Source organism: Burkholderia sp. S-53 (assembly GCF_025560745.1).
In the GTDB taxonomy this organism is placed as follows: domain Bacteria; phylum Pseudomonadota; class Gammaproteobacteria; order Burkholderiales; family Burkholderiaceae; genus Burkholderia; species Burkholderia pyrrocinia.
This window is the reverse complement of record NZ_CP090484.1, coordinates 1127366-1152986: the sequence shown is the minus strand read 5'-3', so window position 1 is coordinate 1152986 and position 25621 is coordinate 1127366. Positions and strand designations below refer to the sequence as shown.

27 protein-coding genes are annotated in these 25621 nt (G+C 66.7%); 12 read left to right on the top strand and 15 right to left on the bottom strand.

From position 1 onward, the window contains the following. The first annotated feature begins 24 nt into the window (after positions 1-24). Positions 25-255, top strand: coding sequence for a hypothetical protein (locus tag LXM88_RS27325; protein WP_262545872.1), 231 nt, complete (start codon positions 25-27; stop codon positions 253-255). A 97-nt stretch (positions 256-352) separates the two neighbouring features. Here the strand turns inward: LXM88_RS27325 and LXM88_RS27320 are convergent, their stop codons facing one another. The 7 genes from LXM88_RS27320 to LXM88_RS27290 form a co-directional block, all read right to left on the bottom strand. After that, a complete protein-coding gene (locus LXM88_RS27320) occupies positions 353-1360 on the bottom strand; it encodes an aldo/keto reductase (protein ID WP_262545870.1) in 1008 nt (335 codons plus the stop codon). A 55-nt stretch (positions 1361-1415) separates the two neighbouring features. Next, positions 1416-1742 carry a carboxymuconolactone decarboxylase family protein gene (locus LXM88_RS27315; RefSeq protein WP_262545869.1) on the bottom strand — a complete coding sequence of 109 codons (327 nt, stop codon included), beginning with the start codon at positions 1740-1742 and terminating at the stop codon, positions 1416-1418. A 132-nt stretch (positions 1743-1874) separates the two neighbouring features. Next, positions 1875-2768 carry a LysR family transcriptional regulator gene (locus LXM88_RS27310; RefSeq protein ID WP_262545868.1) on the bottom strand — a complete coding sequence of 298 codons (894 nt, stop codon included), beginning with the start codon at positions 2766-2768 and terminating at the stop codon, positions 1875-1877. A 76-nt stretch (positions 2769-2844) separates the two neighbouring features. Beyond that, a complete protein-coding gene (locus tag LXM88_RS27305) occupies positions 2845-3723 on the bottom strand; it encodes an alpha/beta hydrolase (protein ID WP_262546937.1) in 879 nt (292 codons plus the stop codon). Between the two features lie 110 nt (positions 3724-3833). Beyond that, positions 3834-4574 (bottom strand): alpha/beta fold hydrolase, encoded by a 741-nt coding sequence (locus LXM88_RS27300; RefSeq protein WP_262545866.1) that lies wholly within the window; start codon positions 4572-4574, stop codon positions 3834-3836. After that, positions 4571-5377, bottom strand: coding sequence for a DinB family protein (locus tag LXM88_RS27295; RefSeq protein WP_262545864.1), 807 nt, complete (start codon positions 5375-5377; stop codon positions 4571-4573). Before LXM88_RS27295 ends, LXM88_RS27300 begins: the two co-directional genes overlap by 4 nt. Before the next feature lie 270 nt (positions 5378-5647). Next, entirely contained in the window at positions 5648-6079 is a 432-nt protein-coding gene (locus LXM88_RS27290) for a YciI family protein (RefSeq protein ID WP_262545862.1), read from the bottom strand. 215 nt (positions 6080-6294) lie between these two features. Here LXM88_RS27290 and LXM88_RS27285 point away from each other — a divergent pair, with 215 nt between their 5' ends. Beyond that, entirely contained in the window at positions 6295-6525 is a 231-nt protein-coding gene (locus tag LXM88_RS27285; RefSeq protein ID WP_262545860.1) for a hypothetical protein, read from the top strand. Positions 6526-6568: 43 nt separating this feature from the next. On the opposite strand, the gene LXM88_RS27280 is transcribed toward LXM88_RS27285, so the two are convergent. The 4 genes from LXM88_RS27280 to LXM88_RS27265 form a co-directional block, all read right to left on the bottom strand. Further along, entirely contained in the window at positions 6569-6850 is a 282-nt protein-coding gene (locus LXM88_RS27280; protein WP_262545859.1) for a hypothetical protein, read from the bottom strand. A gap of 132 nt (positions 6851-6982) precedes the next feature. Further along, positions 6983-8407 (bottom strand): MFS transporter, encoded by a 1425-nt coding sequence (locus tag LXM88_RS27275; protein ID WP_262545858.1) that lies wholly within the window; start codon positions 8405-8407, stop codon positions 6983-6985. 151 nt (positions 8408-8558) lie between these two features. Then, on the bottom strand, positions 8559-9320 hold the full coding sequence (locus LXM88_RS27270; protein ID WP_047902503.1) for an ABC transporter permease: 762 nt from the start codon (positions 9318-9320) through the stop codon (positions 8559-8561). Positions 9321-9325: 5 nt separating this feature from the next. Next, on the bottom strand, positions 9326-10270 hold the full coding sequence (locus tag LXM88_RS27265) for an ABC transporter ATP-binding protein (protein ID WP_262545857.1): 945 nt from the start codon (positions 10268-10270) through the stop codon (positions 9326-9328). A gap of 441 nt (positions 10271-10711) precedes the next feature. Here LXM88_RS27265 and LXM88_RS27260 point away from each other — a divergent pair, with 441 nt between their 5' ends. Then, positions 10712-11008, top strand: a complete 297-nt coding sequence (locus LXM88_RS27260) for a cupin domain-containing protein (RefSeq protein WP_262545855.1) — start codon at positions 10712-10714, stop codon at positions 11006-11008. 241 nt (positions 11009-11249) lie between these two features. Here the strand turns inward: LXM88_RS27260 and LXM88_RS27255 are convergent, their stop codons facing one another. Continuing rightward, positions 11250-11633 carry a hypothetical protein gene (locus LXM88_RS27255; protein ID WP_262545854.1) on the bottom strand — a complete coding sequence of 128 codons (384 nt, stop codon included), beginning with the start codon at positions 11631-11633 and terminating at the stop codon, positions 11250-11252. On the opposite strand from LXM88_RS27255, the gene LXM88_RS27250 reads away from it, so the two are divergent. The 8 genes from LXM88_RS27250 (at position 11623) to LXM88_RS27215 (ending at position 20046) form a co-directional block, all read left to right on the top strand. Continuing rightward, on the top strand, positions 11623-13236 hold the full coding sequence (locus LXM88_RS27250) for a DUF2957 domain-containing protein (protein ID WP_262545852.1): 1614 nt from the start codon (positions 11623-11625) through the stop codon (positions 13234-13236). The two genes, LXM88_RS27255 and LXM88_RS27250, sit on opposite strands and share 11 nt — an antisense overlap. 71 nt (positions 13237-13307) lie before the next feature. Further along, positions 13308-14561, top strand: a complete 1254-nt coding sequence (locus tag LXM88_RS27245; protein WP_262545851.1) for a DUF2957 domain-containing protein — start codon at positions 13308-13310, stop codon at positions 14559-14561. A 73-nt stretch (positions 14562-14634) separates the two neighbouring features. Then, positions 14635-15459: an OmpW/AlkL family protein gene (locus LXM88_RS27240; RefSeq protein ID WP_048243265.1), complete on the top strand. Its 825-nt coding sequence runs from the start codon at positions 14635-14637 to the stop codon at positions 15457-15459. A 121-nt stretch (positions 15460-15580) separates the two neighbouring features. Continuing rightward, positions 15581-16084 (top strand): activator protein, encoded by a 504-nt coding sequence (locus tag LXM88_RS27235; protein ID WP_262545850.1) that lies wholly within the window; start codon positions 15581-15583, stop codon positions 16082-16084. A gap of 233 nt (positions 16085-16317) precedes the next feature. Further along, a complete protein-coding gene (locus tag LXM88_RS27230; protein ID WP_262545849.1) occupies positions 16318-17493 on the top strand; it encodes a hypothetical protein in 1176 nt (391 codons plus the stop codon). 318 nt (positions 17494-17811) lie between these two features. After that, positions 17812-18954 (top strand): MGDG synthase family glycosyltransferase, encoded by a 1143-nt coding sequence (locus LXM88_RS27225; protein WP_262545848.1) that lies wholly within the window; start codon positions 17812-17814, stop codon positions 18952-18954. Continuing rightward, positions 18951-19448: a hypothetical protein gene (locus LXM88_RS27220; RefSeq protein ID WP_262545846.1), complete on the top strand. Its 498-nt coding sequence runs from the start codon at positions 18951-18953 to the stop codon at positions 19446-19448. The genes LXM88_RS27225 and LXM88_RS27220 overlap by 4 nt, the downstream gene beginning before the upstream one ends. Before the next feature lie 13 nt (positions 19449-19461). Further along, positions 19462-20046: a dual specificity protein phosphatase family protein gene (locus tag LXM88_RS27215; protein WP_262545844.1), complete on the top strand. Its 585-nt coding sequence runs from the start codon at positions 19462-19464 to the stop codon at positions 20044-20046. An 83-nt stretch (positions 20047-20129) separates the two neighbouring features. Here LXM88_RS27215 and betA read toward each other — a convergent pair whose 3' ends face one another. From betA to betI, 3 genes are read right to left on the bottom strand one after another with little or no spacing between them, the layout of a single operon-like run. Continuing rightward, on the bottom strand, positions 20130-21830 hold the full coding sequence (gene betA / locus LXM88_RS27210) for a choline dehydrogenase (protein WP_262545842.1): 1701 nt from the start codon (positions 21828-21830) through the stop codon (positions 20130-20132). Between the two features lie 23 nt (positions 21831-21853). Continuing rightward, the gene (gene betB / locus LXM88_RS27205) at positions 21854-23323 is read right to left on the bottom strand and encodes a betaine-aldehyde dehydrogenase (RefSeq protein WP_262545840.1); all 1470 of its coding nucleotides are present in this window, start codon (positions 23321-23323) and stop codon (positions 21854-21856) included. 30 nt (positions 23324-23353) lie between these two features. Further along, positions 23354-23938 carry a transcriptional regulator BetI gene (betI, locus tag LXM88_RS27200; protein WP_166965287.1) on the bottom strand — a complete coding sequence of 195 codons (585 nt, stop codon included), beginning with the start codon at positions 23936-23938 and terminating at the stop codon, positions 23354-23356. 722 nt (positions 23939-24660) lie between these two features. Here betI and LXM88_RS27195 point away from each other — a divergent pair. After that, the gene (locus LXM88_RS27195; RefSeq protein WP_262545838.1) at positions 24661-25563 is read left to right on the top strand and encodes an alpha/beta fold hydrolase; all 903 of its coding nucleotides are present in this window, start codon (positions 24661-24663) and stop codon (positions 25561-25563) included. Positions 25564-25621 lie beyond the last annotated feature (58 nt).

Genomic DNA, 25621 nt, shown 5'->3' with positions numbered 1-25621 from the left:
TGCAACCCTGTAGGAGAAGTGTCGATGTCGACCCACATCTGTTCGCAGGAGGCCCGGGCCGCGCAACGCTTCGTCGAAGCGACGCGCAACGTCGATCAGGCGTTTCGCGCGGTGCGCGGCGAAAGCGACGACGACGTCTCGTCGGCCGAATACGCACGTGCGATGTCGCGCCTCGATCGCGCGCTCGACGAGCTGGCGCGTGCGCAGGAAGTCTTCGATCGCGTCGTGAGCGCCGACGCGGCACGCGGCAACTGATTCCGCCGCTTCCGCTGTTTCGCGCGTCGGGCGACGCGCGTTCATCTTCATGCCGGGCGTGCTGCCCGGCATGTCAGTCGTTCATCCCATCCCGACTTCAGACCTTGCGGCCTTCGACCGGATAACCGGGATCGGTGTAGCCGTGCGTCGACGCGTGCCCCGGCGGCACGAGCGAATCGACGAACCGTTCGTCATCGGGGCCGAGTTCGAGCGTCAGCGCATCGAGGTAGCTGTCCCAGTGCGCTTCGGTGCGCGGCCCCGCGATCGTCGAGCTGACGATGCGGTTCTTCATGACCCACGCGAGTGCGAACGCGACCGACGTCGTGCCGCGCGCAGCCGCATGCGCGGCCACCTGCTGCGCGATATGCAACGACTCGTGCCGCCATTCCGTTTGCTGGATGCGCCGGTCGCCGCGGCCCGCGCGCGAATCGGCGGGCGGTTGCGTATCCACTGCATATTTGCCGGTCAGCACGCCGCGCGCGAGCGGGCTGTACGGCACGACGCCGATTCCGTAATGCGCGGCGGCCGGAAGCTGTTCGACTTCGGCCGTGCGATCGACGAGGTTGTACAGCGGCTCGCTCGCGACCGGACGATCGATGCCGAGCTGGTCCGCGAGCCGCACGATCTCGGCAATGCGCCAGCCCTTGAAGTTCGACAGCCCGACGTAGCGCACCTTGCCTTGCCGGATCAGGTCGGCCACCGCGCGCATGGCTTCGTCGAGCGGCGCGTCGCTCAGTGCACGATGGAAATAGAGGATGTCGATGTAATCGGTGCCGAGCCGCTTCAGGCTCGCGTCGACCGATTCGACGATCCATTTGCGCGACTGGCCCTGCCGGTTCGGCCCCGCGGCCGGTCCGGCCGGATAGCCGAACTTCGTCGCGACGACCCAGCTGTCGCGACGCGGTGCGATCGCGCGACCGACGATTTCTTCCGAACGGCCGGCGTGATAGACGTCGGCCGTGTCGATGAAATTGACGCCCTGGTCGAACGCCTTGGCGATGATGCGCGCCGACGTCGCTTCGTCGGTCTCGCCGCCGAACATCATTGCGCCGAGGCACAGCGGCGACACCTTGAGCGCGCTGCGCCCGAGATAGCGGTAATCCATGTTTGAGGCTCCATGCGGGGGTGTAATCCGCCGGTTGAATGAAGGGGCGCCGCGCTTATACGCCGGCTTCGTCGAACACGCGCTGCGCGATCGGCAGCGCCGAGCTCGCGGTCGGCCAGCCCGAGTAGAACGCGAGGTGCGTGATCGCTTCGATCAGTTCGTCGCGAGAGAGGCCGTTGTCGAGCGCCTTCTTCAGATGGAACGGCAGTTCGTTCACGCGATACAGCGACACGAGGCTCGCGACCGTGACGAGGCTGCGATCGCGCGGCGACAGGCCGCTGCGCTGCCATACATCGCCGAACAGCACGTTGTCGGTGTAGTCGGCGAGCGCGGGCGCGATGGCGCCGAACGCCTTGTGCGCGGCGGAAGTCGGTTCGGACATCGAGGGCTCCGGGAAGCGTTGGGGACCCCGACGATGGTAGCGACCGGCGCGCCTATCGATAATCCCCGACGATGCGCATGCACTTATCGAGCGGATTCATGAATCGCGGCCCGGTGCCGACGCCCGCGCAGCTCATGCGCGATAGCGCAGCGCATCGACGATCACCGTGAGCGCGCGCGACGACTGCCGCCGGCTCGCGTAGTACAGGTGATGGCCGGGAAACGTCGGGCACCAGTCGTCGAGCACGCTGTCGAGGCGGCCGGCGGCGACATGCGGCGCCGCGAGTTCGGCGGGCACGTACGCAAGCCCGTAGCCGGCGAGCGCCGCGTCGAGCATTTCGTACGTGCCGTTGAACGTGACCTGCCCGTCGACGCGCACCTGCAGCGTGTCGCCGCCGCGCGCAAGCTCCCATGCGTACAGCGCGCCATGAGTCGGCAGGCGCAGGTTGATGCAGTCGTGCGCGACGAGATCCTGCGGCGACGCGGGGCGTTCGCGGTCCGCAAAATACGCGGGCGCGCCGACGATCGCCATCTTCAGATCGGGCGAGATGCGCACGGCGATCATGTCCTTCGCGACCTGGTCGCCGAGCCGGACACCGATGTCGAAGCGTTCCGCGACGATATCGGACAGCCCGTAGTCGGTCACGAACTCGACCTTCAGGTCGCGATAGTCGCGCAGCACCGGCGCGAGCTTCGGCCACAGCAGCGTGCGGATCGCATAGTCGGTCGCGTTGATGCGCACGGTGCCGGCCGGCTTGTCGCGCAGTTCCGCGAGCGCCGACAGCTCGGCCTCGATTTCGTCGAAGCGCGGCGCGAGATTGCGCAGCAGCCGCTCGCCGGCTTCGGTCGGTGCGACGCTGCGCGTCGTGCGCGTGAGCAGGCGCACGCCGAGGCGCGTTTCGAGCGAGCGGATCGTATGGCTGAGCGCGGATTGCGACACGCCGAGCTGGGCGGCTGCACGCGTGAAGTTGCGCTCGCGCGCGACGGCGATGAAGGCGAGCAGGTCCGCAAAGTTGTCGCGCGGCATGGAGGAAGTCGGGTGGTCGGTGCCAGCGCATCGTACCACCGCGTTCACCGGGCCGCGCGGCGGCGCGGCGCGCGCGTCAGCCTGCGCGCGTCATGCCCGGCGCAGGGTTCGCGGGACGGAACGCGTAGCCGCGATGCTGGAACGACGCCGCGAAGAACTGCATCTGGTAGCGGATCGCATTCGACCAGTAATCCCACGTATGGCCGCCCGGCCGCTCCGCGTAGTCGTGCGGCACGCCGAGCGCGACGAGCCGTTCGTGCAGCGTGCGGTTCGAGCCGACGAACGCATCGTCGCGGCCGCAGTCGATCGTCACGTCGAGATGCGCGCGCACGAACGCGCGCGCGCTTTCGACGATCACGTTGCGGTTCCAGAACGACGGATGGCGGCCGGGGTCGCCGAACACGTGGTCGATGCCCGGCTCGTCCTCGCAGCAGCGCGGATCGACCGCGCCGCTGATGCTGCCGACCGCGCCGAACGTGTCGGGCCGGTCGAGCGCGATGCGCAGCGCGCCGAAGCCGCCCATGCTGAGCCCGGTGATCGCGCGGGCGCGCTGCGTCGCGATCGTGCGGAAGTGCGAATCGACATAGGACACGACTTCGTCGCCGATGAAGGTTTCGTAGCGGCTGCCCGAATCGAACGGGCTGTCGATGTACCAGCTTTCGTGTCCGCCGTCGGGCATCACGAGGATCACGCGGTAGCGATCGGCGAGTGCGGCGATGTGCGTGTTCGACGTCCAGTCGGTATGGTCGCCGCCCGAGCCGTGCAGCAGATAGACGACCGGATAGCGTTCGCCGTTGCGGTTCGCGCGTGCGTAGTCGTCGGGCAGCACGACGGTCGCCCTGAGCGTCTCGCTCATCGCGGCGCTGGGGATCGCGACGACCCGCGCATGAAACGCGAAGGCAGGGCTCGTGACGGCGAGCAGCAGAAGCAGCCAGCAGGCGCGTGCCACGTACATCGGTCCTCGCATGTGTCGACTCCGTCCGGCGCCGGACGCCGGGAAAACCCTGTTCGGACGACTCTAGCAACCGCACCTTTCAACCAAATTTCGGCGAATCCTACCGGCTGTCAGGCGGGCGGCGCGCACACGATGCGTTCGACTGCTGCGCGAAACGCGTCGGGCCGCTCGGCCGGCATCAGGTGCCCGCAGCGTTCGATCGTGTCGAATCCGGCGCAGCGCGCGAGCGCCCAGTCCGGCACATGCCAGCCCGCGCGCGAACGTTCGCCCGCGACGAGCCAGACCGGATGACGCTCGAACACCTGCGCGAGCGCTTGCAGGTAGCCCGGTGCGCCGGTCGTCGCGACCACCGAGCGGCCCATCGCGCGCAGCGTCGACGCCGGCTGATGCGCGAGCCAGCGGCGGGCGTCGTCGAGCATCCGCGGCGACGGATCGTCGATCGCGCCACGCAGCCAGGCGAGCGGATCGGCGCGCAGGCCGTCGAGCATCGCGTCGGCTTCGCCGGGCGTCATGCGGCCGACGGACGCCGACCAGAACGCATCGTCGAGCGTGAAGTTGCCTTCGACGTTGACGACGCGCCGCACGCGCTCGGGGTGTGCATGCGCGAACAGCATCGCGATCGCGCCGCCGACCGAGTGGCCGACGACATCGACCGGCTGCGCGCCGAAATGCGCGTCGACGGTTTGCCGGACATGCTCGACCTGCGCGGCGAGCGTGATCGCGTCGAACGGCGTCGCGCGATGTGCGCCGTAGCCGAGCAGGTCGGGCGAAAGATGCGGGCCGCTCCATCCGCGTACGTCGAACGTGCCGATGAAACCGTGAATGAAGACGACGGGGGCGGGCTGGGTCATTGGGCGGGCGCGGAAGGAACGGGCGGCAACTCGAGTTCGGCGAGCAGTTCGTCGAGTTCGAGCACGTGCGTGCGGTCGTGATCGAGCAGTTCGCGCACGTGTTCGTCGAGCGACATGCGGCGGATGCCGTCGCGCAATCCGCAGCGCGTGAGCTGCGCGGGTTCCAGCGCGGCGGCGGTCGCACACAGCGCGGCGCGGCCGGCGCGGAATGCTGCGACGGTACGGTCGAGCGGCTGCGCGAGATAGTCGCGCTGCGCGGCGAGCGCGGTGCCGTCGACGGATGCGATCACCGGCAGTTCGACCGTGCGTACGGCGTCGATGCGTTCGGCGAACACCGCGTCGAGGTCGCGCAGGTGGCATGCATGCTCGACGAGCGAGAAGCCGGTGCCGGCCGGGCGACGCGTGCGCAGCGCGGCCGGCACATGCGCGGCATACGCGGCGAGCCGGTCGGGCATGCGGGCCAGCGCGGCGACGACGTCGTCGAACGGCAGCCGTTGCGGATACGCGCTGAACACCGCGCCATAGCTGAACAGCGTGCCGCCGAGCCGCCCGCGCGCCTGCACGACGTCGTGGCCGTGGCGGCGCATGACTTCCGCGACCATCGCGCCGCAGAACTGGCGGGCCGTCGTGTCGGCTTCGATTTCGGGGAAGTTGCGCGCGATCTCGTGCTGGATCGCGCCGATCGCGGCGACGCCGACGCGCGACAGCGCCGCGAATTCCGGATAACGCTCGGGCTGTGCGATCAGCGCTTCGAGCTGGGTGCCGAGCGCGGTCGTACGGAAACGGTCGAAACGGGAATGCATGGCGAACGGGCCCTGTCTAGTAACGTATCAAAACGATACGTTACTAGACAGGGCCGCGTCAACCGGGCGGTGCGACCCGCCCGGCGCTGCACTAGCCGGCGAGCGCCGCGAGCAACGGGTTCCGCAAGATTACGGTCGCCAGCGGCTGACGGCCGAATTCATGCCGCCCGATGTGACGCCGCCACATCGCGCCGGGAATCGGCTTCATGAATGGCAGCGGATCGTCGCTCCATGTCCGAGCGCCGCGCGGGTTCCGCGCCCGCCCGCCGCTCAGGATTTCTGCCGGGCGTCGATTTCCGCGCGCAGTTGCGCTTCCTGCTCCTGCAGCTCGGGCGTGAATTCCGCGCCGAAATCCTCGGGCGAAAACACCTGGCGGATCTCGATGTCCGATTCGCCCGGCATCGGGTTCGGGCAGCGCTTCACCCATTCGATGGCTTCGTCCATCGATTTCACTTCCCACAGCCAATATCCGGCGATGAGTTCCTTGGTTTCGGCGAACGGGCCGTCGATTACCGTCCGGTCCTTGCCGGCGAAGTGCACGCGTTTGCCGCGCGAACTCGGATGCAGCCCTTCGCCGGCGAGCATCACGCCGGCCTTCACGAGTTCCTCGTTGTACTGGCCCATCGCGGCCAGCAGTTCGGTGCCGGGCATCTTGCCGGCTTCGGAATCGGCGGTTGCCTTGACGATGACCATGACGCGCATTGTTGTTTCTCCTGGATCGGGAAAGGTGGAGTGGGTGTCGGCCGTGCGGGAATACCGAATATCGACCAGTGCTTGCGATGGTACGACGGACGACGCGCGCCCAAATCGACATCGGCACGAAAAAAAAGCGCCGTTGCGCGGGCGGTGGCCGAGCTGGCCGACCTCCCCGCCAAAACTGGTATGCTGATCCTCACCACGTTTACGCGGAGGGTGCCATGGCTGCTAAAGAAGTTTCGAAGAAGAAATACCTGAAAATCCTGAACAAACGCTTGCGTGCCGAACCGACTGCCCCGGACGGCGCGTCGTTCGTGTTTTTCCCGCTGGGCGCGAAGGCGAAGCACGCGACGGGCGTCGTGTCCTCCGACGCGCGCAGCAAGCGCGAGCTGGCGGTGATGGCTGCGGTCCAGCGCAAGGCGGCCGAAGAGTTCGTCGTCACCGGCGCCTGATAGGCATCCGTCATACCACCGCTTGCGTTGCCGCCTGCGTGCCTTACGCGGCGGCGGCTTCGCAATGCGCGATCGCACCGGCCAGCACGCGCGGGATGTCGTGCGTGATGGCCGGTTCGTGCATCGGCAGGATGATGTCGAGATCGAGCGCCTGGATGCGGCGCAGCGCGCTCGCCAGATGCGCGAGCGCCGGCAGGTAGTCCGAGCGCGCGATCGAATCGAGGATCGCCGGCAGCGGGGCGTCCGTTGCTTCGTCGCCGAAGCGCATCAGGATGTCCGACGACAGCACCGTCGTGCGATTGCCGCGACGCATCAGCAGCCGCACGAAGCGGTGCGTCGATGCAGTCTGGCAGCGTCGATCCGGACGTGAAGCCCGTTGGTTTACGCGGCGGCCGGGAACGGCGTTGAACACCATCCCGGCCTGAGCCTGAAAGAAAACCGCGATTCGATCCGCGGATCAGGACACCTTGTCCGCTGCCGCCGCCGGATACCGGCTGCTGCCACCGGCGTCGTCGCCCGCCGCCAGTTGCTCCAGCGCGAGGCCCTTCGTCTCGATCCCGAGCGTCCACACGGCGATCGCGGCCGCGATGAACGACAGCGCGCCGAGCGTGAACACGCCGCCCTGGCCGAACACGGGCAGCACGACGCCGACCACGTAAGGCCCGATCAACGAGCCGACGCGCCCGATCGCCGATGCGAAGCCCGAGCCCGTCGCGCGCGCGCCGGTGCCGTACAGCTCGGGCGTGTACGTGTACAGCGCGGCCCACATCCCGAACAGGAAGAACTGCATCGCGAGGCCGGTGCCGATCAGCAGCGCCATGCTGCCGCCGTACAGCGCGCTCTGGCCGTACGCGTACGCCATCGCGCCGCCGCCGATCAGCGACGCGATGCAGGTCGGCTTGCGCCCCCAGCGCTCGACGAGCCACGCGGCGCACAGGAAGCCCGGCACGCCGCCGAGCGAGATCAGCACCGTGTAGAACACCGATTTCGTGACTTCGAAGCCGGCCTGCTGCAGCAGCGCGCCGAGCCACGACGTGAGGCCATAGAAGCCGAGCAGCGCGAAGAACCACAGCAGCCACACCATCACCGTGCGACGGCGGTACACGCCGCTCCAGATCTCGCGCAGCGCGCCGCGGCCGCGCGCGGCGACCGGTTCGGCGAGCCGCGACGGCGGCGGCAGCGTCGTGACGCCGGCCGAGCGCATCACCTTCGCCTCGATCGTGTGCATCACCGTGTCGGCTTCCGCGAGCCGGCCCGCATGCTCGAGCCAGCGCGGCGATTCGGGCACGATGCGGCGCACGACGAGCACGAACACCGCGGGAATCGCGAGCAGCGCGAACACCGTGCGCCAGCCGAACTGCGGCAGCACGAAGTACGCGACGATGCCGGCCGTGATGAAGCCGAGCGGCCAGAAGCCGTCCATCAGCGCGATCAGGCGGCCGCGTTTCTCGGTCGGCACGAATTCGGACAGCAGCGTCTGCGCGACCGGGAATTCCATGCCCATCCCGATCCCGAGCAGCACGCGGTAGACGATCAGCGCGTCAACGCTCTGCGCGGTCGAGCACAGGTACGACGCGGCGCCCCACAGCACCATGCTCCACTGGAACACGGGCCGGCGGCCGAAGCGGTCGGCGAGCAGGCCGGCGACGGCCGCGCCGAGCACCATCCCGAAGAAGCTTGCGCTCGCAACGAGGCCGGCGGCCGCGGTCGACAGCCCGAACTCCTTGCGGATCGAGCCGAGCACGAACGTCATCGTGCCGAGGTCGACCGAATCGAAGAAGAACGCGATCGCGATGATGAAGAAGATCCGCTTGTGATAACCGGAGAACGGCAAGCGTTCGAGCCGGGCGGCGGCGGAGGCGGGAGCGGTGGCGGCGGGCATGGCGTCCTCTGAAATGAAAAGGGGCCTCGCAGCGCATGCTCCAGGGCCCCGATGCTTCGGTATTCAGTAGACGCGACCACAAAGTGCCGTATCGGAGGAAAAGCGCCGCCTGCTTGCTCAAATGCGTCATCGGCGGGCGGCGCGCGATGCGTCAGTTCTTCAGCTTGTATCCGGTGCGGAACATCCACGCGACGATCGCGAGCAGGATCACGAGGAACAGCCCGGTTGCGGCGAGGCTGATCCACACGTGCACGTCGGCGAGCCCGTAGAACGACCAGCGGAAGCCGCTGACAAGATACACGATCGGGTTGAACAGCGTGATGATGCGCCACGCGGGCGGCAGCATGTCGACCGAGTAGAAGCTGCCGCCGAGGAACGTGAGCGGCGTGATGATCAGCAGCGGCACGAGCTGCAGCTTCTCGAAGCTGTCGGCCCAGATGCCGATCACGAAGCCGAACAGGCTGAACGTGACCGCCGTCAGCACGAGGAACAGCACCATCCAGAACGGATGCAGGATATGCAGCGGCACGAACAGGCCGGCCGTCGCGAGGATGATGACGCCGAGCAGGATCGACTTCGACGCGGCCGCGCCCACGTAGGCGATCACGATCTCCCAGTACGACACGGGCGCGGACAGGATCTCGTAGATCGTACCCGTGAAGCGCGGGAAGTAGATGCCGAACGACGCGTTCGAGATGCTTTGCGACAGCAGCGACAGCATCACGAGGCCCGGCACGATGAACGACCCGTAGCCGATGCCGTTCACGTCGCTGATGCGCGAGCCGATCGCGGAGCCGAACACGACGAAATACAGCGACGTCGAGATCACCGGCGCGATGATGCTCTGCATCAGCGTGCGGCGCGTGCGGGCCATTTCTGCGCGGTAGATCGCGCGGATTCCTTGCAGGTTCATGTGCGTCAGGCTCCTTGTACGCCGTTGCGGCGGTTGTCGATCAGGCTGACGAAAATATCCTCGAGCGAACTCTGCGTCGTGTGCAGGTCGCGGAAGCCGATGCCGGCCGAGCCGAGCGCGTTGATCAGCGTCGCGATGCTCGCGTCGTCGCGCTGCGAGTCGTACGTGTAGACGAGCGCGGCTCCATCGTCCGCGCGTTCGAGCCCGAACGACGACAGCGCGGGCGGCAGGTCCGCGAGCGGCTGCTCGAGATGCACGGTGAGCTGCTTCTTGCCGAGCTTGCGCATCAGCTCGCGCTTTTCCTCGACGAGCACGAGCTCGCCGCCGAGGATGATGCCGATCCGGTCGGCCATCTCTTCGGCTTCCTCGATGTAGTGCGTGGTCAGCAGGATCGTCACGCCGCTTTCGCGCAGCGAATCGACGAGCTTCCACATGTCGCGGCGCAGCTCGACGTCGACGCCGGCCGTCGGCTCGTCGAGGAACAGGATGCGCGGCTCGTGCGACAGCGCCTTCGCGATCATCACGCGGCGCTTCATCCCGCCCGACAGCGTCATCAGCTTGTTGTCGCGCTTGTCCCACAGCGACAGCGCCTTCAGCGTCTTCTCGATATGCGCGGGATCGGGCGCCTTGCCGAACAGGCCGCGGCTGAACGACACGGTCGCCCAGACGGTTTCGAACGCGTCGGTGGTCAGCTCCTGCGGCACGAGGCCGATCATTTCGCGGGCCGCGCGGTATTGATCGCGGATGTCGTGGCCGCCGACCGTCACGCGGCCCGAGGTCGGCGTGACGATGCCGCAGATCGAGCCGATCAGCGTCGTCTTGCCGGCGCCGTTCGGCCCGAGCAGCGCGAAGATCTCGCCGGGGCGGATGTCGAGGGTCACGTGCTTCAGCGCCTGGAAGCCGGACGCGTAAGTCTTGGAGAGGTCGGAGACGGAAAGGATCGGTTGCATGCTCACGGATGGCACGGCCGGCCGGCGCGACGGTGTGTGCCGCGCGTGCCCGGCGTCGCCGCCGCTGCGAAGCGGCCGGGATCGGGGACGGCATGGCGAACGGGCGTCATGTCGAACGGCGTGGTGGTGCGGGATCGCGGGACCGCCATATTAGCAACCGGCAGATGGAAATGCATTCTGGTGGAAAGGGCGGGCGTTGCCGGTGCCGGATTTGCCCGGAATGCCCGGACCTCGATCGACAAAGCGGTGTTTTATTTGGGTGGGGCGAACAATCGGCGTGGTTTTCGGCGAATCGGGCAGCGATCGCGTTTTCGCGTGCCGGCGCCGCGGCCGGCCCGCCGACTGTGCTGCCCGAACGTCTTTGCGCCGTACCGGGACGGCATGCGCGGCGCTCGCGATAATGCGTTCCTTTCACGGTTCACGATTCACGGAGCAGCGCACATGTCCTTGATCGATTTCAAATCCGTTGCGGCCGCACAGGCCGTGGCATGGAAGTCCACGATCGTCGGCGAAGTCGGGCCGGCCAGGATCAAGGTGTTGCGCATGGATGCGCAGCCTTACGAAGCGGAAGTGCACGACTACAACGAGGGGCTGCTGGTGCTCGACGGCAAGCTGATGCTCGAAGTCGGCGCGGAAACGGTCGTGGTCGAGGCCGGGCAGATGTATCTCGCGCTTGCCGGCACGTGCCATGCGGTGCTGCCCGGCAGCCATGGCACGCTCGCGATCATCGACGTGTAAGGTTGCGCGGCCGCGTCGGCGAGGCCGCCTGCGGGCCGGCTCGCCCGCCCGGCGCGGGAAGCGGCCCGCCGCGCCAGGCCGTTGCGCGGGCCATCTATTTGTCTGAGCAAAGAAATTGAAGGCCGTTTGAAAAACTGTCAAACACCGTGAAAACACGAGGATCGCGCGGTTCCGTTCGTTTGGAACTCTGCATCCATTTACTTGTTTGAATGGTCCGATCATAGTCTCGACGAACGACGCATCACGATAACGAATCAAGCGTACGTACGGAGACCAATTCATGCGACGCGTATCCGCGGGGCCAGTCGGGCTGCTTTTTCCCGGTTTTTCGCTGAATGCAGGCGCGACGCAGGTCGCCCGCCTGCGTTGTCGCATCGCCGTGTAGCGGCGAACCACTTTCCGTTTCGATCGATCCGACGGCGCCGTGCCGCATGACGGCGCCGCGGGAGCGCGCTTGTCTGCCGCCGCGGCTTTCGTCGCATTTGCATGAACTGCCGGGCGGTCGTTTTGCGAACACCATCATGCGCCGCGCATTCGTGCGGCGGCGCGATACCAACCGGCGGGCCATGCAGCCCGTCCGGACGAGACCTGTCGTACCCGAAAAGGAGGGGTTGATGATTTGCATTCCTGAATGGCGGAAGGCGATCCTGTCGTGCGCGGTACTGGCGCTGCCGTTCGTCGCCGGTTGCGGCGGCGGCGACGATCCGGGGCCGATCAACGTGCCGCAGTGCTCGGGCAGCGCATGCGGGCCGAGCGGTCCGATCACGCAGCCGCCCGTCGTGACGAAGCTGTGTCCCGATGCGCTCGACTACACGACGACCTACACGGGCGGCGCCGGCAGCGGCGAATACGTGAAGGTGAAATTCGACACGACGAAGCTCACCTACCAGATGCAGTTCATCGAATCGTCGGTGCCGACGTCGGCAGGGCAAGTCAACAACACACGCGCGGGCCTGACGATCAGCGGCGCGTTCCATCATCCGACCAATCTCCCGACCGCCGAGCAGAACCGCTGCGCGTTCGTGCTCGATAGCGGCGCGACGAGCGACGCTGCGTATTCGGTGACGATCAATCGTGCGGATCCGCCGATGCTGTTCGTCGGCAACGGCGTGGTCGGCGGCGGGATTCCGGGGGCGACGATCGCGTTCGCCGGGATCGAACCGTTCCCGGGCTTCGTGCTCGGCGTCGTGCCGTCGCGCACGTTCGATTTTTATCCGTTCATCGGCTTTACCGAAACCGAAACCGATTTCACGAAGGTCGCGGGCAACTACAACGAAGTGGGCATCCACCTGTCGCCCGTCGGCGGCAGCGCCCAGAGCAGTACCGGCGCGGTCGGCTGGGAGCCGGACGTGGTCAACTGGAACCAGACGCTCAATGCGGACGGTTCGTGCACGATCACCCAGAATAGCGACTACTCGTGCCAGACCACCGGGTCGCCGTGGGCATTGCGCAAGAACGCCGACGGATCGGCCGACAACGTGTTCGTGAGCAACGCGGTGGCGAACCAGTTCGGTGCGGTTTCGTATCCGGTGGCGGGTCAGGCGCCGGGCCTCGTGATCTCGACGCCGAGCCAGGCGAAGGGGATCATGATCGTCGGCAAGCTGAACGGTGTGCGGGTGCCGGTCGTGATTCGAGTCGGTTACACGCATGTCGATGCGAGCAATGCGCTGGCGTCGGTCGCCGATGCCGAAGTGGGGATCTCGATGCTCTCGTCGACCACCGCCATCGCGACAAACTCGCTGAAGGGCGGCTTCATCGGAGCCACGAGCGCGTCCGCATGCGGTGTCGTGGCGCCCAGCACGGCGACGTTCGCGGTCGCGAATTCGGGCCCGAGCTTCAACAACAACGTGCCGCACCCGGATCTGCCCGGCAGTTTCAACGGCACCTTCTTCCTGGCGCAGGCGGGCAGCTGCAACGACGGCACCGCGGTATCGACGATCGCCGCGAACTATACGTCCACGCTGTTCCAGGGCAATACCGCGGCGTTCATCGATCCGCAGACGTCGTCGGTGACCTCGCAGTTCGCGCTCGATTATACGCAGGCCACGCCCGGCAAGATCAAGGTCACCGCCACGCAGGACTTCAACGCGAAAGGCGCAAGCGGCAACGTCGCGATCTTCAAGAAGGGCGACACGGGCTGGATCGTGACGGCCGGCAACGTCTACGCGATGGTCGTCAACAACAGCCAGGTCAACCCGTTCTTCACGGTCGGCGCGTTCGTCCAGTAACCGCGCACTGAACCAGTCGCACCGGCGGCGCATGCGCCGCCGCCGGCGAAACGAATTTCAAGAGGATTCCTATGAATTTGAAACAATGGATGGCCGCGGCGTCGCTCGCGCCCGTGCTGGCTGCGTGCGGCGGCGACGGCGACCCGCCGCCCGCGCCGGTGGTGCGGCTGTGCCCGCAGACGATCGACTACAACACGGTGTTCGTCGGCGGCTCCGGGTCGGGCGAGCTCGTGAAAGTGCAGCTCGACACGACGAAGATGACGTACCGGATGACCTACCTCGCATCGCCGGTGCCGACGTCCGCAGGCACCGTGCAGCCGACGCGCGACACGGCGCCGGCCAACGTCGTCGACGGTACGCTGGCCGACGAAACGGGCCTGCCGACCGTGAAGCTGAACCAGTGCACGTTCCGGATGCAGAACGCGAGCCTCGACCCGAGCCGTCCCGCACGGCTGTTCCTCGGCGAAGGTGTGCTGGGCGGTGCGATTCCGGGCGCGACGATCCAGTTCGACGGCGTGATCGGCGTCGGCAGGATTCCGAAGACGACGTTCCCGTACTACCCGTTCATCAGCTTCTCGTCGCTGGAAACCGATCTCACGAAGATCGCCGGAACCTACAACCAGCTCGGCTATCACCAGGTGCCGTCGCAGAACTTCCAGCCGGTGGCGCTCGATCAGAAGGTGACGATCAACGCGGACGGCAGCTATGTCGAGACCGACAACTTCGGCAAGAAGAACGGCGGGCAGCCGCTCGCGTCGAGCGCGACCGTGAACCAGCCGTTCACGCTGCGTCCGGATTCACCGGCATTCCAGTCGCTCAACTACCAGCCGCAGATTCCGCCGACGCTCGCCGCGCTCGATCCGGCGAAGGCCGGCAAGGGGATCCTGATCGTCGGCAAGCTGCGCAACCAGCTCGTGCCGATCTTCATTCGCACCGGCGCCGCGAACGCGGACCTCACGCAGGGCCCGCCGAGCGCGGACGACGAATCGGGCATTTCGATCCTGAGCCCGCAGACGGCGATCGCGCCGGGCTCGCAGAACGGCGAGTACACGGGTGTCGACAGCGCGTTCAACTACCGCGCGACCGCGCTCGTCGGTGCGCAGGCCACGCTGCTCGATCCGTTCAACGCATCGCAGGCCGCGCTCACGCGCGCGCTGAACCTCGACTACACGCAGAAGGTGCCGGGCGTCGTCACGACCGTGCATGCGGATGCGGCGTCCGGCCCGGCGACCGGCAAGTTCGTGTTCACCGGCGGCGTGTTCGGGTTCCTCGACATGGCCGATACGAGCAATCCGTACTTCACGGTCGGCGCGTTCGTGCAGTGACCACACCCGGATGGAGACACGGCGGCGTCGCGCGCGGATGCGCGGCGCCCGGACAGAATGAAGGGGAGACTTGATGAAGAAGCTGATTGTCGCGGGTGTCGTCGCAGGCATGTCGACGCTCGCATCGGCCCAGCAGGCGGGCGACAACGTCGCGACGCTCGGGTGGTTGCACATCATGCCGCAGGATTCGACCAACGGTCTGACGACGAATCTCGCGAGCATGCCGATCAACGGGCCGCTGCGCCTGCCCGGGTCGTTCACGTCGCCGGGCACGAGCCTGACGGTCAACAACGCCGACACGGTCGGCCTCACGCTCACGCACTTCTTCACCGACCACATCGCGGTGACGTCGGTGCTCGGCGTGCCGCCCGAGTTCACGCTGACCGGCCACGGCACGATCAAGCCGCCCGGCCCGGCCGGCGCGCTCGGCAGCGTCAACATGGACGATCCGGCGAACCAGCCGGCCGTGAAGAACGCGCGGCAGTGGAGCCCGACGATCATCCTGCAGTACTACTTCAATTCGTCGACCGCGCGGTTCCGGCCGTTCGTCGGGATCGGCGTGGCCTACAGCTGGTTCAGCAACATCGAACTGAACGGCAACTTCGCGAAGGACATCAACCAGAACCTCGGCAGCGTGCTCGCGGCGGGCGCCGGCAAGCCGGGACCGACGTCGGTGGAGGGCAAGGCGTCGTCGTCGTTCACGCCGGTCTACAACGTCGGTGCGAGCTACGCGATCGACAAGCACTGGGGGCTGACGGCGACGCTCACGTACATGCCGCTGAAGACCTACTCGTCGCTCGTGATCAAGGCCGCGGACGGTTCGACGCTCGCGACCACGCGCACACGGTTGAAGGCCGACCCGCTGATCACGTTCGTCGGGATTTCCTACAAGTTCTGAGCCGTCCGGCGCGCATGACGCGCGCCGGCGGTTTCCTGCGACCGGCCGGCCGGGCCATTCCGGCCGGGAGGTCGCGTTCCTGGCGGCGTGCCGCCATTTGTGAAGAGAGGGGGCAGTTCAAATGAGCATTCGCAAAATCGCATCGCTTGTTGCTGCAGTGGCTTTCACCGCGGTTTCGGCCGCGCCTGCTTTCGCAGTTACCGTTACGCGTGCCGACGGGCAGCCGATGAATCCGAACGGCGAGCCGTTCTCCGTGTCGGGGCTCACGAACCTCAGCAAGGGCTCGATCAGCGCGACCTGCAATGCGACGTTCAACGGCACGATCACGTCGACCGGTATCGTCACCATCACGTCGACGTCGTTCACCGGCGGCGCCACCTGCGGCCTGATCAGCGGCACGGCGAGCAGCACGTCGCCGTGGACGGGCCAGGCCGACAGCACGACGCAGCTGTCGATCAACAACGTGCACGTGAACGTCGCGCTGCTCGGCGCGTGCGGCCCGAGCAAGGTGGTCACGGCATGGAGCGATCCGAACTCGTCGCTGACGTTCAATAACTCCGTCTTGACGCCGAATTGCACGGTGTCCGGCACGGTCACGACGTCGCCGAAGTTCCACGTGCAATAAGCGTCGCGGATCGAAGCGGAGCACCCGCCGCGCGCGAGGGCCGTGCGGCAGGCGTGGCGGGTTTCCGCGGCTTCGATGCGTTCGTGTCGTCGCGCGTATCGGCGCGACGGCCGATTGGCCGCCCGTGTCGCGATCCGATGCGGGCGGACATACACGGGGGCACGGCATACCGCGCCACCCGATTCGATTGAAACAACATTATTCCAATTGGCCAGAACTATTCTGGACGACCCATGCTCACCGACCCAGCGAAGTATGGCGATGCCCGCGGCGCGACGCCTGACCGGCTGCGCACGGCCGCGTGGCTGCAGTACCTGATCGAACATCTCGACGCTGCCGCTTGCGCGGTGGCGGCGGGCGACGCCGGCGACACGACGGTCGTCGCGTCGCACGCGATACGCATGCGGGCAGGGGTGAACCTGTCGCGCGACGCGACTGCGATTCTTCACCGGCTGGTGCCGTGGATCGCAACGGACGGCGGCGGCTGCGGATGCGATCCGACCGATCCGCTCGGCGCGTGCTCGCATGTGCCTTCCGCGCAGCAGCTCGCCGAAGCCGAACGCCAGTGCCCCGGTTCGCACGCCGTGTTCGAAGCCGCGCACGGCGTGATCGATGCGTGCGCATTCGACGATCCCGATGTCGGCTGGGCCGCGCTCGAGCGGATTGCAGGCGGTGTCGAGTGCAACGGCGAAGACGCTGGCGTATGCACCGCAGATGAACGAGACGGGCAGGGCGAGACGCCCGTTGCGAAGAACCTGAGAGAAAAGCTGGCCGTCGCCGCGGCGACGAGTGCGGAAACTCCGGCCCGGCCCGGCGCCATCATCGACGCGATCGTGTTGCGCGCATGCGGCCCGCGCGACGATGCGTCGCGCATCGACGAGATGGCCGTGCTCGCGATGTTCTCGGCCGCGCTCGCCGCCGGCAACGGGATTTCCGTTGCCACGTATGGCGGTCAGCACAACCTCGTTGCGCAGGCGATACGCACCCATCGCGCCGATCTCGCGTCGACGGACGGGCTGCTTGCCGCGCTGTCCGTGTGCCGGCTCGACCGACTCGTCGGCGCGGGAAGCTTCTGGGCGTACTACCTGCTGGCGGGTATCGTGATCGCAGCGCCGGACGCGGTGCGGGAAATCGGCCGCCGCTTTCATGGCGACGCGTGGCAGACGTGGCTCGATCACGTGCTCGCGTGGCCTGCGGTCAGCCGCTTCGGGCCGAAGGAGGATGTCGCGTTCGAACACCTGCGCGAAGCGATGAGCCTGACGTCGCGATGGAACCCGATCATCCGCGCAAAGCGGATGCGGACCGTGGCGACGGCCCGGTTCGGCGAAGACGCGGGGAAGGCTGATCGGCCCTCAGCCGTTGGTGACACGAAACGAAACGACCCGCGCGCGAACACCCGTTCGCGCTGAAATACGGCCCCCCATTCGCGAGCGCGAGTGGGGCGCCAAGCGGCGGCGACCCCAAGCCGTCATGCCGTCGGCGACTCCCGCCGACCGCGCGCCATGCCACGCTGACCGACCGCACGGCACCCGCAGATCCGGGCCGCATCGACCGGACGCAGTATGATGCCGCAGTCGATGCCGGCGATCGATCGATTCGGAGTACCCGACCGCCCGCGCCGCCGAAGATTCGCCAAGCTTGTTGAAAGCCGGACGCGAGACGCAGTTGCGTGAGAGCGCCGCTGCCGAACCCGCGTCCGGATCACCTTCATCGAAACGGTCAGTCAGATGTCAAAGCAAAACAAGAAAATCCTTCTCCTGAGCGTCAGCGCCGGCGCCGGTCATACCCGCGCGGCCGAAGCGATCCGCGCATTCGCCGACAGCCATCCCGCCGGCATCGAAGCCACGCACCTGGACGTGATGGATTTCGTGTCCACCGGCTTCCGCAAGCTGTACACCGATCTCTACATCAAGCTCGTCAGCAGCCAGCCGGCGCTGTGGGGCTACCTGTACCAGAAGACCGACGAGGTCGATCCCGCCGCACCGTCGCAGAAAATCCGGCGCGCGATCGAGCGGCTCAATTGCCGCCAGTTGCTCGCGGAGATCGAACGGCAGCGCCCGGACGCAATCGTCTGCACGCATTTCCTGCCGGCCGAACTGCTGTCGCGCGAGATCCGCAAGGGGCGCGTCGACACGCCGGTGTGGGTGCAGGTCACCGATTTCGACCTGCACAGCATGTGGGTCGTACCGAACATGCGCGGCTACTTCGCGGCCAACGACGAGATCGCGTGGCGCATGCACGCGCGCGGCATGGCGCCCGAAACGGTGCACGTCAGCGGCATTCCGATCATGCCGGCGTTCGGCCAGCCGCTCGATCGAGCGGCCTGCGCGGCCGAGTTCGGCCTCGATCCCGCGCGACCGACGTTCCTGATGATGTCCGGTGGCGCGGGCCTCGGCGGGCTCGACGTGCTGGCGACGCGCCTGCTGCAGATGGACGCCGATTTCCAGTTGATCGCGCTGGCCGGCAAGAACCAGGCGATGCTGGCGTCGCTGCAGGCGCTCGCCGCGCAGCATCCCGGCCGGCTCTTTCCGCAGGGTTTCACGCAGCAGGTCGAACGCCTGATGGCCTGCGCCGACCTCGTCATCACGAAGCCGGGCGGCCTGACGACGTCCGAATGTCTCGCGATGCAGTTGCCGATGATCGTCAACTCGCCGATTCCGGGCCAGGAAGAGCGCAATGCGGATTTCCTGCTCGAACAGGGCGTCGCGCTGAAGGCCATCGACGACGATGCGCTCGTCTACCGGATCCGCGCGTTGCTGCAGACGCCGGAGCGCCTCGCCGACATGCGTCGCCGTCTGGCTCCGCTCGGGCGGCCGCTGGCCGGACGTTTCGTGCTCGATCGCGTGCTGGGCCTGGAGCCTGCCGCATGAGCGTCGCGCGCTTGGTGCCGACGCGCCATACGTTGTTCGTCGTCGCGTGGGTCGTGTTGCTCGCGTTCTTGTTCGCGAACGTCGAGATCCAGATCGAGGGCAGCGCGGGCTGGGCCGCGAACCTGCCGACCTGGCGCATCGAGCATCACTGGCTGCTCGACATCTTCTGGGGCGGGCGCCCGATGACCGGCTACCACGCGTGGGTGTTCCCGTTCGTCGCGCTGTTCTTCCATCTGCCGCCCGTGTTCAACGGGCGCTGGTCGTGGCGCATCGAAGCACGGATCATCGCGTGCATCATGGTGTTCTGGCTGACCGAGGATTTTCTGTGGTTCGTGCTGAATCCGGCCTACGGTCTTGCCCGCTTCAACCCGGCGAACGTGCCGTGGCATATCCACTGGCTCGGCGTGGCACCGACCGACTACTGGACCATGAGCGCCGCCGCGATTGTCCTGTTCATCCTGTCGCGCGAACGCAGCAAGCGCGCTTTTTACTGAACGCTGAACCGACATGAAAACCGCTTTCCTCGCCATGCTCGCCGTCACGCTCACTGGGCTCGTTCAGCCGGCCTGCGCGGATCCGGCCTCCGGCGTTGCGGCCCGACCGATCGAGTGGGCGCAAAGCATTGCCGATGCGCGCGTGAACAACCTGCATCGCATCACGCCGAAGCTGTACCGCAGCGCGCAGCTCTCGCGCGAAGACGTGCCGGAATTGCAGAAGCTCGGCATCCGCAAGGTCATCAGCTTCCGCGCGTTTCACGCGGATGACAGCATCCTGGCCGGCACGCAGATCAAGATGCAGCGCATCCGCATCAACACGTGGTACATCCGCGACGAAGACATGGTCACCGCGCTGAAGGCGCTGCGGACCGCCGACCAGGATGGTCCGGTGCTGATCCATTGCCAGCACGGCGCCGATCGCACGGGCCTCGTGTCGGCGCTGTACCGGATGGTGTACCAGGGCTGGACGCGCGAGCAGGCGCTCGACGAACTGCAGCACGGCGGCTACGGGTTCCATCCGATCTGGCAGAACATCACGAACTACCTGAAGCACGTCGACGTCGAGCGTTTGCGGCAACAGGTCAACAACGACTGACGCGGAAAGGAAAAACGCCGCCGACGGTAATCGTCGGCGGCGTTTCGTACATCAGTCGAAGGCGGGCAGCGCACCCGCCGTCGTCAGACCGTCTCCGGCTGCCGCACGGCCTTCGCGACATTCCGCGCCAGCGCACCGTTCGCGACGAAGTACGGCACATCGACACGCGCGAGCGGCTTCCTGCCGCGAATCTTGTCGGCGATCTTCTCCGCGATCATGATCGTCGGCGCGTTCAGGTTGCCGGTCGTGATGATCGGCATGATCGACGCATCGACGACGCGCAGCCCTTCTAGCCCGTGCACGCGGCCCTCTTCGTCGACCACCGCCATGTCGTCGTAACCCATCTTGCACGAACACGACGGATGGAACGCGGTCTCCGCACGGGCGCGCACGAATGCGTCGAGCTCGTTGTCGGTCTTGCAGTCGGCGCCCGGGTTCAGCTCGCGGCCGCGATAGCGGTCGAGCGCGGGCTGCCGCATGATCTCGCGCGTCGCGCGGATCGCATCGCGGAACTCGCGCCAGTCGAGCGCTTCGGCCATGTAGTTGAACAGGATGCTCGGATGCTGGTTCGGATCGCGCGAGCGCAGCTTCACGCGGCCGCGGCTCGGCGAGCGCATCGAGCCGACGTGCGCCTGGAAGCCGTGCATCTCGATCGCGTTCGAGCCGTTGTAGTTGATCGCAACCGGCAGGAAGTGATACTGGATGTTCGGCCAGGGATCGTCGTCGCGCGTGCGGATGAAGCCGCCCGCCTCGAAGTGGTTGCTCGCGCCGAGGCCGGTGCCGTTCAGCATCCATTCGAGGCCGATCTTCGGCTGGTTCCACCACTTGAGCGCCGGATACAGCGACACGGGTTCCTTGCACTCGTACTGGATGTACATCTCCAGGTGATCCTGCAGGTTCTGGCCGACACCGGGCAGGTCGAGCACGACCGGAATGTCGAGCTCCTTCAGCCAAGCGCCGGGGCCGACGCCCGAGCGCTGCAGCAGTTGCGGCGACGCGATCGCGCCGCTGCACACGAGCACTTCGCGGCGCGCATGCGCGGTCGCGCGCTCGCTGCCGCGCAGGTACGTGACGCCCGATGCGCGCTTGCCGTCGAACAGGATGCGGTCGGCGAGCGCGTGCGTGACGATCTCGAGGTTCGGCCGCGCGCGCGCCTGGTCGAGGTAGCCGCGCGCGGTGCTTGCGCGGCGGCCGCGCGGCGTGACGGTGCGGTCCATCGGGCCGAAGCCTTCCTGCTGATAACCGTTCAGGTCGTCGGTGCGCGGATAGCCGGCCTGCACGCCCGCGTCGACCATTGCCTCGAACAGCGGGTTCACGCCCGGCTTGCTGGTCGTGACCGACACGGGGCCGTTGCCGCCGTGGTAGTCGTTCGGGCCGACGTCGCGCGTCTCGGCCTTCTTGAAGTACGGCAGGCAGTCGAGATACGTCCAGTTCTCGAGGCCCTTGTGCGTCGACCAGTTGTCGTAGTCAAGCGCGTTGCCGCGGATGTAGCACATCCCGTTGATCAGCGACGAGCCGCCGAGCCCCTTGCCGCGGCCGCATTCCATCCGGCGGTTGTCCATGTGCGGCTCGGGGTCGGTTTCGTACGCCCAGTTGTAGCGGCGGCCCTGCAGCGGATAGGCGAGGGCGGCCGGCATCTGCGTGCGGAAGTCGAAGCGGTAGTCGGGGCCGCCCGCTTCGAGCAGCAGCACCGTGACGTCCGGATCTTCCGTCAGGCGCGTTGCGAGCACGTTGCCCGCGGAACCTGCGCCGCAGATGATGTAGTCGTATTCGCGTGTCGTCATGACGGGTTCTCCTCCTTCAAGAATCAAAACACCGGGTTGTAGCGGCCGAGCTCGACCTGCACCGACTTGATCCGAGTGTAGTGTTCGAGCGTCGTGATGCCGTTCTCGCGTCCGACACCGGATTGCTTGTATCCGCCAACCGGCATCTCGGCCGGCGATTCGCCCCACGTGTTGATCCAGCAGATGCCGGCTTCGAGGCGATGGATCGTGCGGTGCGCGCGCGACAGGTTCTCGGTCACGACGCCGGCCGCGAGCCCGTAGTGCGTGTCGTTCGCGCGGGCGATCACTTCGTCCTCCGATTCGAAATCGAGGATGCTCATCACCGGCCCGAAGATTTCCTCGCGGACGATCTTCATGTCGTCGCGGCAGTCGCCGAACACGGTCGGCGCGACGTACTGGCCGCTGCCGAAGTGGCCGTCGGTCAGCCGCGTGCCGCCGGCGAGCAGCTTCGCGCCTTCGGCCTTGCCGCTTTCGATGAAGCCGAGCACCTTGTCGAGCTGCGCGGCCGACACGAGCGGGCCGAAGTTGGTATCGGCATCGGTCGGCTTGCCGACGCGGATGCGCTTCACGCGTTCGAGCACGCGCTGCGTGAACGCGTCCTTGATCGAGCGGTGCACGAACACGCGCGTGCCGTTCGTGCAGACCTGGCCCGAGCTGAAGAAGTTGGCGGTCACCGCGATGTCGGCCGCGCGGTCGAGGTCCGCATCGTCGAACACGATCAGCGGCGACTTGCCGCCGAGTTCCATCGTCACTTCCTTCAGCGACGATGCGCCCGCGAGCGACATCACCTTCTTGCCCGTCTCGACGCCGCCGGTGAACGACACCTTCGCGATGTCCGGGTGGCCGGTGAGCAGCGCGCCGACGGAACCGTCGCCCTGCACGACGTTGAACACGCCGGCCGGCACGCCGGCTTCCGTATAGATTTCCGCGAGCTTCAGCGCCGTCAGCGGCGTGACTTCGCTCGGCTTGAACACCATCGCGTTGCCGGCCGCGAGTGCGGGCGCCGTCTTCCAGCACGCGATCTGGATCGGGTAGTTCCATGCGCCGATGCCCGCGCACACGCCGAGCGGTTCGCGGCGCGTGTAGACGAACGAATCGGCGCGCAGCGGCACCTGCAGCCCTTCGATCGCGGTCGCGAGGCCCGCGTAGTACTCGATCACGTCCGCGCCGGTGACGATGTCGACCGCGAGCGTCTCGCCGATCGGCTTGCCGGTGTCGCGCGTTTCGAGCGCCGCGAGCTCGTCGTTGCGCTCGCGCAGCAGGTCGACCGCGCGGCGCAGGATCCGCGAGCGCTGCATCGCGGTCAGCGCGGCCCATTCGCGCTGGCCTTCCTGCGCGGACGCGACCGCGCGGTCGACGTCGGCCGCGCTCGCCTGCTGCACCTGCGCGAGCAGTTCGCCGGTGGCGGGGTCGAAGGTGTCGAAAGTCTTGCCGCTCGTGGCGTCGACGTAACCGCCGCCGATGTAGAGGCGCTGCAAACCGAATACGGACATGAGGATCTCCTTGAGGGCGACTGCGTAGCGTCAGTCGGACGCGAGCAGCAGGTCGATGTAATCGTGGGCGAGCTTCAGTGCCGCCCGGGTGTCGATCGGGCCGCCGGCGAGCGCGCCGCGCAGCCACAGGCCGTCGATCAGCGCGGCGAGGCCGCTGGCGGCTTCGCGCGCCTTCGCGAGCGGCAAGGCCTTCGCGAATTCGGCGCACAGGTTCGAATGGAGGCGCCGCGTGTTGACGTGCTGCAGGCGCTTGAGCATCGGGTCGTGCATGCTCTGCGACCAGAACGCGAGCCACGTCTTCATCACGGGCGCGCTGACCTGCGTGTCGTCGAAGTTCGCGGCGACGATCGCGCGCAGCCGCGCACGCGGATCCTTGCGAGCCGCCACGCGGCGGCGCGTGGTGGCCGACCACAGGTCGCGCAGCACGTGCCGCATCGTCGCTTCGAGCAGGCCGTCCTTGTCGCCGAAGTAGTGGCTGACGATGCCCGTCGAGATGTTCGCGCGCTGCGCGACCGATGCGAGCGTCGTGCCGGGCAGGCCCGCTTCGTCGATCGAGCGCAGCGTGGCGTCGATCAACTGGGCGCGGCGAATCTCCCGCATTCCGACTTTCGGCATCGCGACTCCCTTCGCCCGGACGGGCCATCTCCATGGAAGTCGGAAGCTTAGCGGTTTTTTATTGATCGTTCAATCAACAAAAAATCGGGGTCTGACGATGGTGGCGCGCATTCGACCAGGGGAGTGGAGCGCAACCGGGCGTTGTGCAGGTGCGGAAAAATAATTGAAAGACGGTTAAATAAACTGGAGTTTGTTTAAAACGGTTTTCAAGTCGGTCGATCAATCGGGTTAATCGTTGCGCGCTTCGTATTCTTTACGGCGCGAAAGAATGTCGAGGTTTGTGAGATCGCATGAAAATTGAAATTCGGTGCGCGAAATGCTGTCGCAATTCATTCATGAAATTGCGTTTAAATCGAGCGAATAAAACGGTGCAAAGTCATGAATATAAAGAGAATTTATGAATTTTTGTGGGGCGTGGCCATCCGCTAGCAAACGATTGCGATCGCCTTCCTGGTGATTCCGCATACCATAAAAAATGCGGAAATAATTTGAATCCGTCGTATTTCCCGTCCGAGTAGAGGGGCTCGTTGGGATGACTTGAGTCAGTAATATTGTCCGTATTAGTATGGCGCCGCACTACGAGGAATGAATGGGCGCCGCCGGCATTTGCCGCGGTGCGTCGGCAATGGCGCGGCAATGCACCGCGCGCGGGGCCGGCGCCAGCCATTGCGCACCTGCAGCATGCCGCGACGTCGAGACGCCGCATCCACCGGAGAACGACGATGCCGACCGAAAAACACGTGGTCCCGCTGCCGAATGGTCTGAAGGTCTACGTCGAACGGAACGTGTTCGACCCGGCGTTCGACACGGCGATGCTCGTCAACGGCGCGCTCGCGACGACCGCGTCGTTCGGGCAGACCGTCCAGTATCTCGGCGAGCGGATGAACACGATCTGCTTCGACCTGCCGTACGCGGGGCAGTCGCGCCAGCACAACCCGGGCTGCTTCATCCTGACCAAGGACGACGAAGCCGCGATCCTCCAGTATCTGGTCGAGCACTTCGCGCCGGCGTTCCTGGTGTCGGTGTCGTGGGGCGGCGTCGCGTCGCTGTTCGCGCTCGCGCGCGGCTGCCCGAGCGTGCGCCGCGCGGCGATCTGCTCGTTCTCGCCGTTCCTGAACGACGCGATGGTCGACTATGTGACGCGCGCCCGCGACCACATCGCGGCCGGCGAGAACCTGAAGGCCGCGCAACTGCTGAACGACACCGTCGGCCGCTACCTGCCGCGCATCATGAAGCTGTACAACTACCGGTATCTCACGCGCCTGCCGCGCGGCGAGCAGGACCAGGTCGCATTCCACGTCGACCAGATCCTGTCGCTGCAGCCCGAGCGCTACTTCAGCGAGTTCTCGAACATCGGCTGCGAGCTGCTGTTCCTGAACGGCGAGCGCGACGAATACACGACGCCGGCCGACGTTCGCCAGCTCGGCGCGCACGTGCCGCGCGCGCGATTCGCGACGGTGCCGGACGCCGGCCATTTCCTCGATATCGAAGGCCGCGCGCAGCGCGAGTACACGCGGGCGGCGCTGCTCGATTTCTTCTGCGACGGGTCGCCGGTCGCGGCCGGCATGGCGCTCGCCGCCGCGCATGCGTGCGTGCCTGCTTCGATGCACGCGCTGTCGTCGTGACGCCGAACGTCGTGCGGCGGGCCCGGCCCGCGCATCCGAATTCCCATCCCAACGAGGC

Excerpts from the sequence above, each read along its gene's own strand:
- LXM88_RS27245 (WP_262545851.1), top strand. The coding sequence starts at position 13,308 with ATGAATTTGAAACAATGGATGGCCGCGGCGTCGCTCGCGCCCGTGCTG.
- LXM88_RS27250 (WP_262545852.1), top strand. The coding sequence starts at position 11,623 with ATGATTTGCATTCCTGAATGGCGGAAGGCGATCCTGTCGTGCGCGGTA.
- betI (WP_166965287.1), bottom strand. The coding sequence starts at position 23,938 with ATGCCGAAAGTCGGAATGCGGGAGATTCGCCGCGCCCAGTTGATCGAC.
- LXM88_RS27220 (WP_262545846.1), top strand. The coding sequence starts at position 18,951 with ATGAGCGTCGCGCGCTTGGTGCCGACGCGCCATACGTTGTTCGTCGTC.
- LXM88_RS27240 (WP_048243265.1), top strand. The coding sequence starts at position 14,635 with ATGAAGAAGCTGATTGTCGCGGGTGTCGTCGCAGGCATGTCGACGCTC.
- betB (WP_262545840.1), bottom strand. The coding sequence starts at position 23,323 with ATGTCCGTATTCGGTTTGCAGCGCCTCTACATCGGCGGCGGTTACGTC.
- LXM88_RS27285 (WP_262545860.1), top strand. The coding sequence starts at position 6,295 with ATGGCTGCTAAAGAAGTTTCGAAGAAGAAATACCTGAAAATCCTGAAC.
- LXM88_RS27265 (WP_262545857.1), bottom strand. The coding sequence starts at position 10,270 with ATGCAACCGATCCTTTCCGTCTCCGACCTCTCCAAGACTTACGCGTCC.
- LXM88_RS27260 (WP_262545855.1), top strand. The coding sequence starts at position 10,712 with ATGTCCTTGATCGATTTCAAATCCGTTGCGGCCGCACAGGCCGTGGCA.
- LXM88_RS27320 (WP_262545870.1), bottom strand. The coding sequence starts at position 1,360 with ATGGATTACCGCTATCTCGGGCGCAGCGCGCTCAAGGTGTCGCCGCTG.
- LXM88_RS27225 (WP_262545848.1), top strand. The coding sequence starts at position 17,812 with ATGTCAAAGCAAAACAAGAAAATCCTTCTCCTGAGCGTCAGCGCCGGC.
- LXM88_RS27255 (WP_262545854.1), bottom strand. The coding sequence starts at position 11,633 with ATGCAAATCATCAACCCCTCCTTTTCGGGTACGACAGGTCTCGTCCGG.
- LXM88_RS27325 (WP_262545872.1), top strand. The coding sequence starts at position 25 with ATGTCGACCCACATCTGTTCGCAGGAGGCCCGGGCCGCGCAACGCTTC.
- LXM88_RS27195 (WP_262545838.1), top strand. The coding sequence starts at position 24,661 with ATGCCGACCGAAAAACACGTGGTCCCGCTGCCGAATGGTCTGAAGGTC.
- LXM88_RS27235 (WP_262545850.1), top strand. The coding sequence starts at position 15,581 with ATGAGCATTCGCAAAATCGCATCGCTTGTTGCTGCAGTGGCTTTCACC.
- LXM88_RS27300 (WP_262545866.1), bottom strand. The coding sequence starts at position 4,574 with ATGACCCAGCCCGCCCCCGTCGTCTTCATTCACGGTTTCATCGGCACG.
- LXM88_RS27215 (WP_262545844.1), top strand. The coding sequence starts at position 19,462 with ATGAAAACCGCTTTCCTCGCCATGCTCGCCGTCACGCTCACTGGGCTC.
- LXM88_RS27275 (WP_262545858.1), bottom strand. The coding sequence starts at position 8,407 with ATGCCCGCCGCCACCGCTCCCGCCTCCGCCGCCGCCCGGCTCGAACGC.
- LXM88_RS27290 (WP_262545862.1), bottom strand. The coding sequence starts at position 6,079 with ATGCGCGTCATGGTCATCGTCAAGGCAACCGCCGATTCCGAAGCCGGC.
- LXM88_RS27295 (WP_262545864.1), bottom strand. The coding sequence starts at position 5,377 with ATGCATTCCCGTTTCGACCGTTTCCGTACGACCGCGCTCGGCACCCAG.
- LXM88_RS27315 (WP_262545869.1), bottom strand. The coding sequence starts at position 1,742 with ATGTCCGAACCGACTTCCGCCGCGCACAAGGCGTTCGGCGCCATCGCG.
- LXM88_RS27230 (WP_262545849.1), top strand. The coding sequence starts at position 16,318 with ATGCTCACCGACCCAGCGAAGTATGGCGATGCCCGCGGCGCGACGCCT.
- betA (WP_262545842.1), bottom strand. The coding sequence starts at position 21,830 with ATGACGACACGCGAATACGACTACATCATCTGCGGCGCAGGTTCCGCG.
- LXM88_RS27270 (WP_047902503.1), bottom strand. The coding sequence starts at position 9,320 with ATGAACCTGCAAGGAATCCGCGCGATCTACCGCGCAGAAATGGCCCGC.
- LXM88_RS27310 (WP_262545868.1), bottom strand. The coding sequence starts at position 2,768 with ATGCCGCGCGACAACTTTGCGGACCTGCTCGCCTTCATCGCCGTCGCG.
- LXM88_RS27305 (WP_262546937.1), bottom strand. The coding sequence starts at position 3,723 with ATGTACGTGGCACGCGCCTGCTGGCTGCTTCTGCTGCTCGCCGTCACG.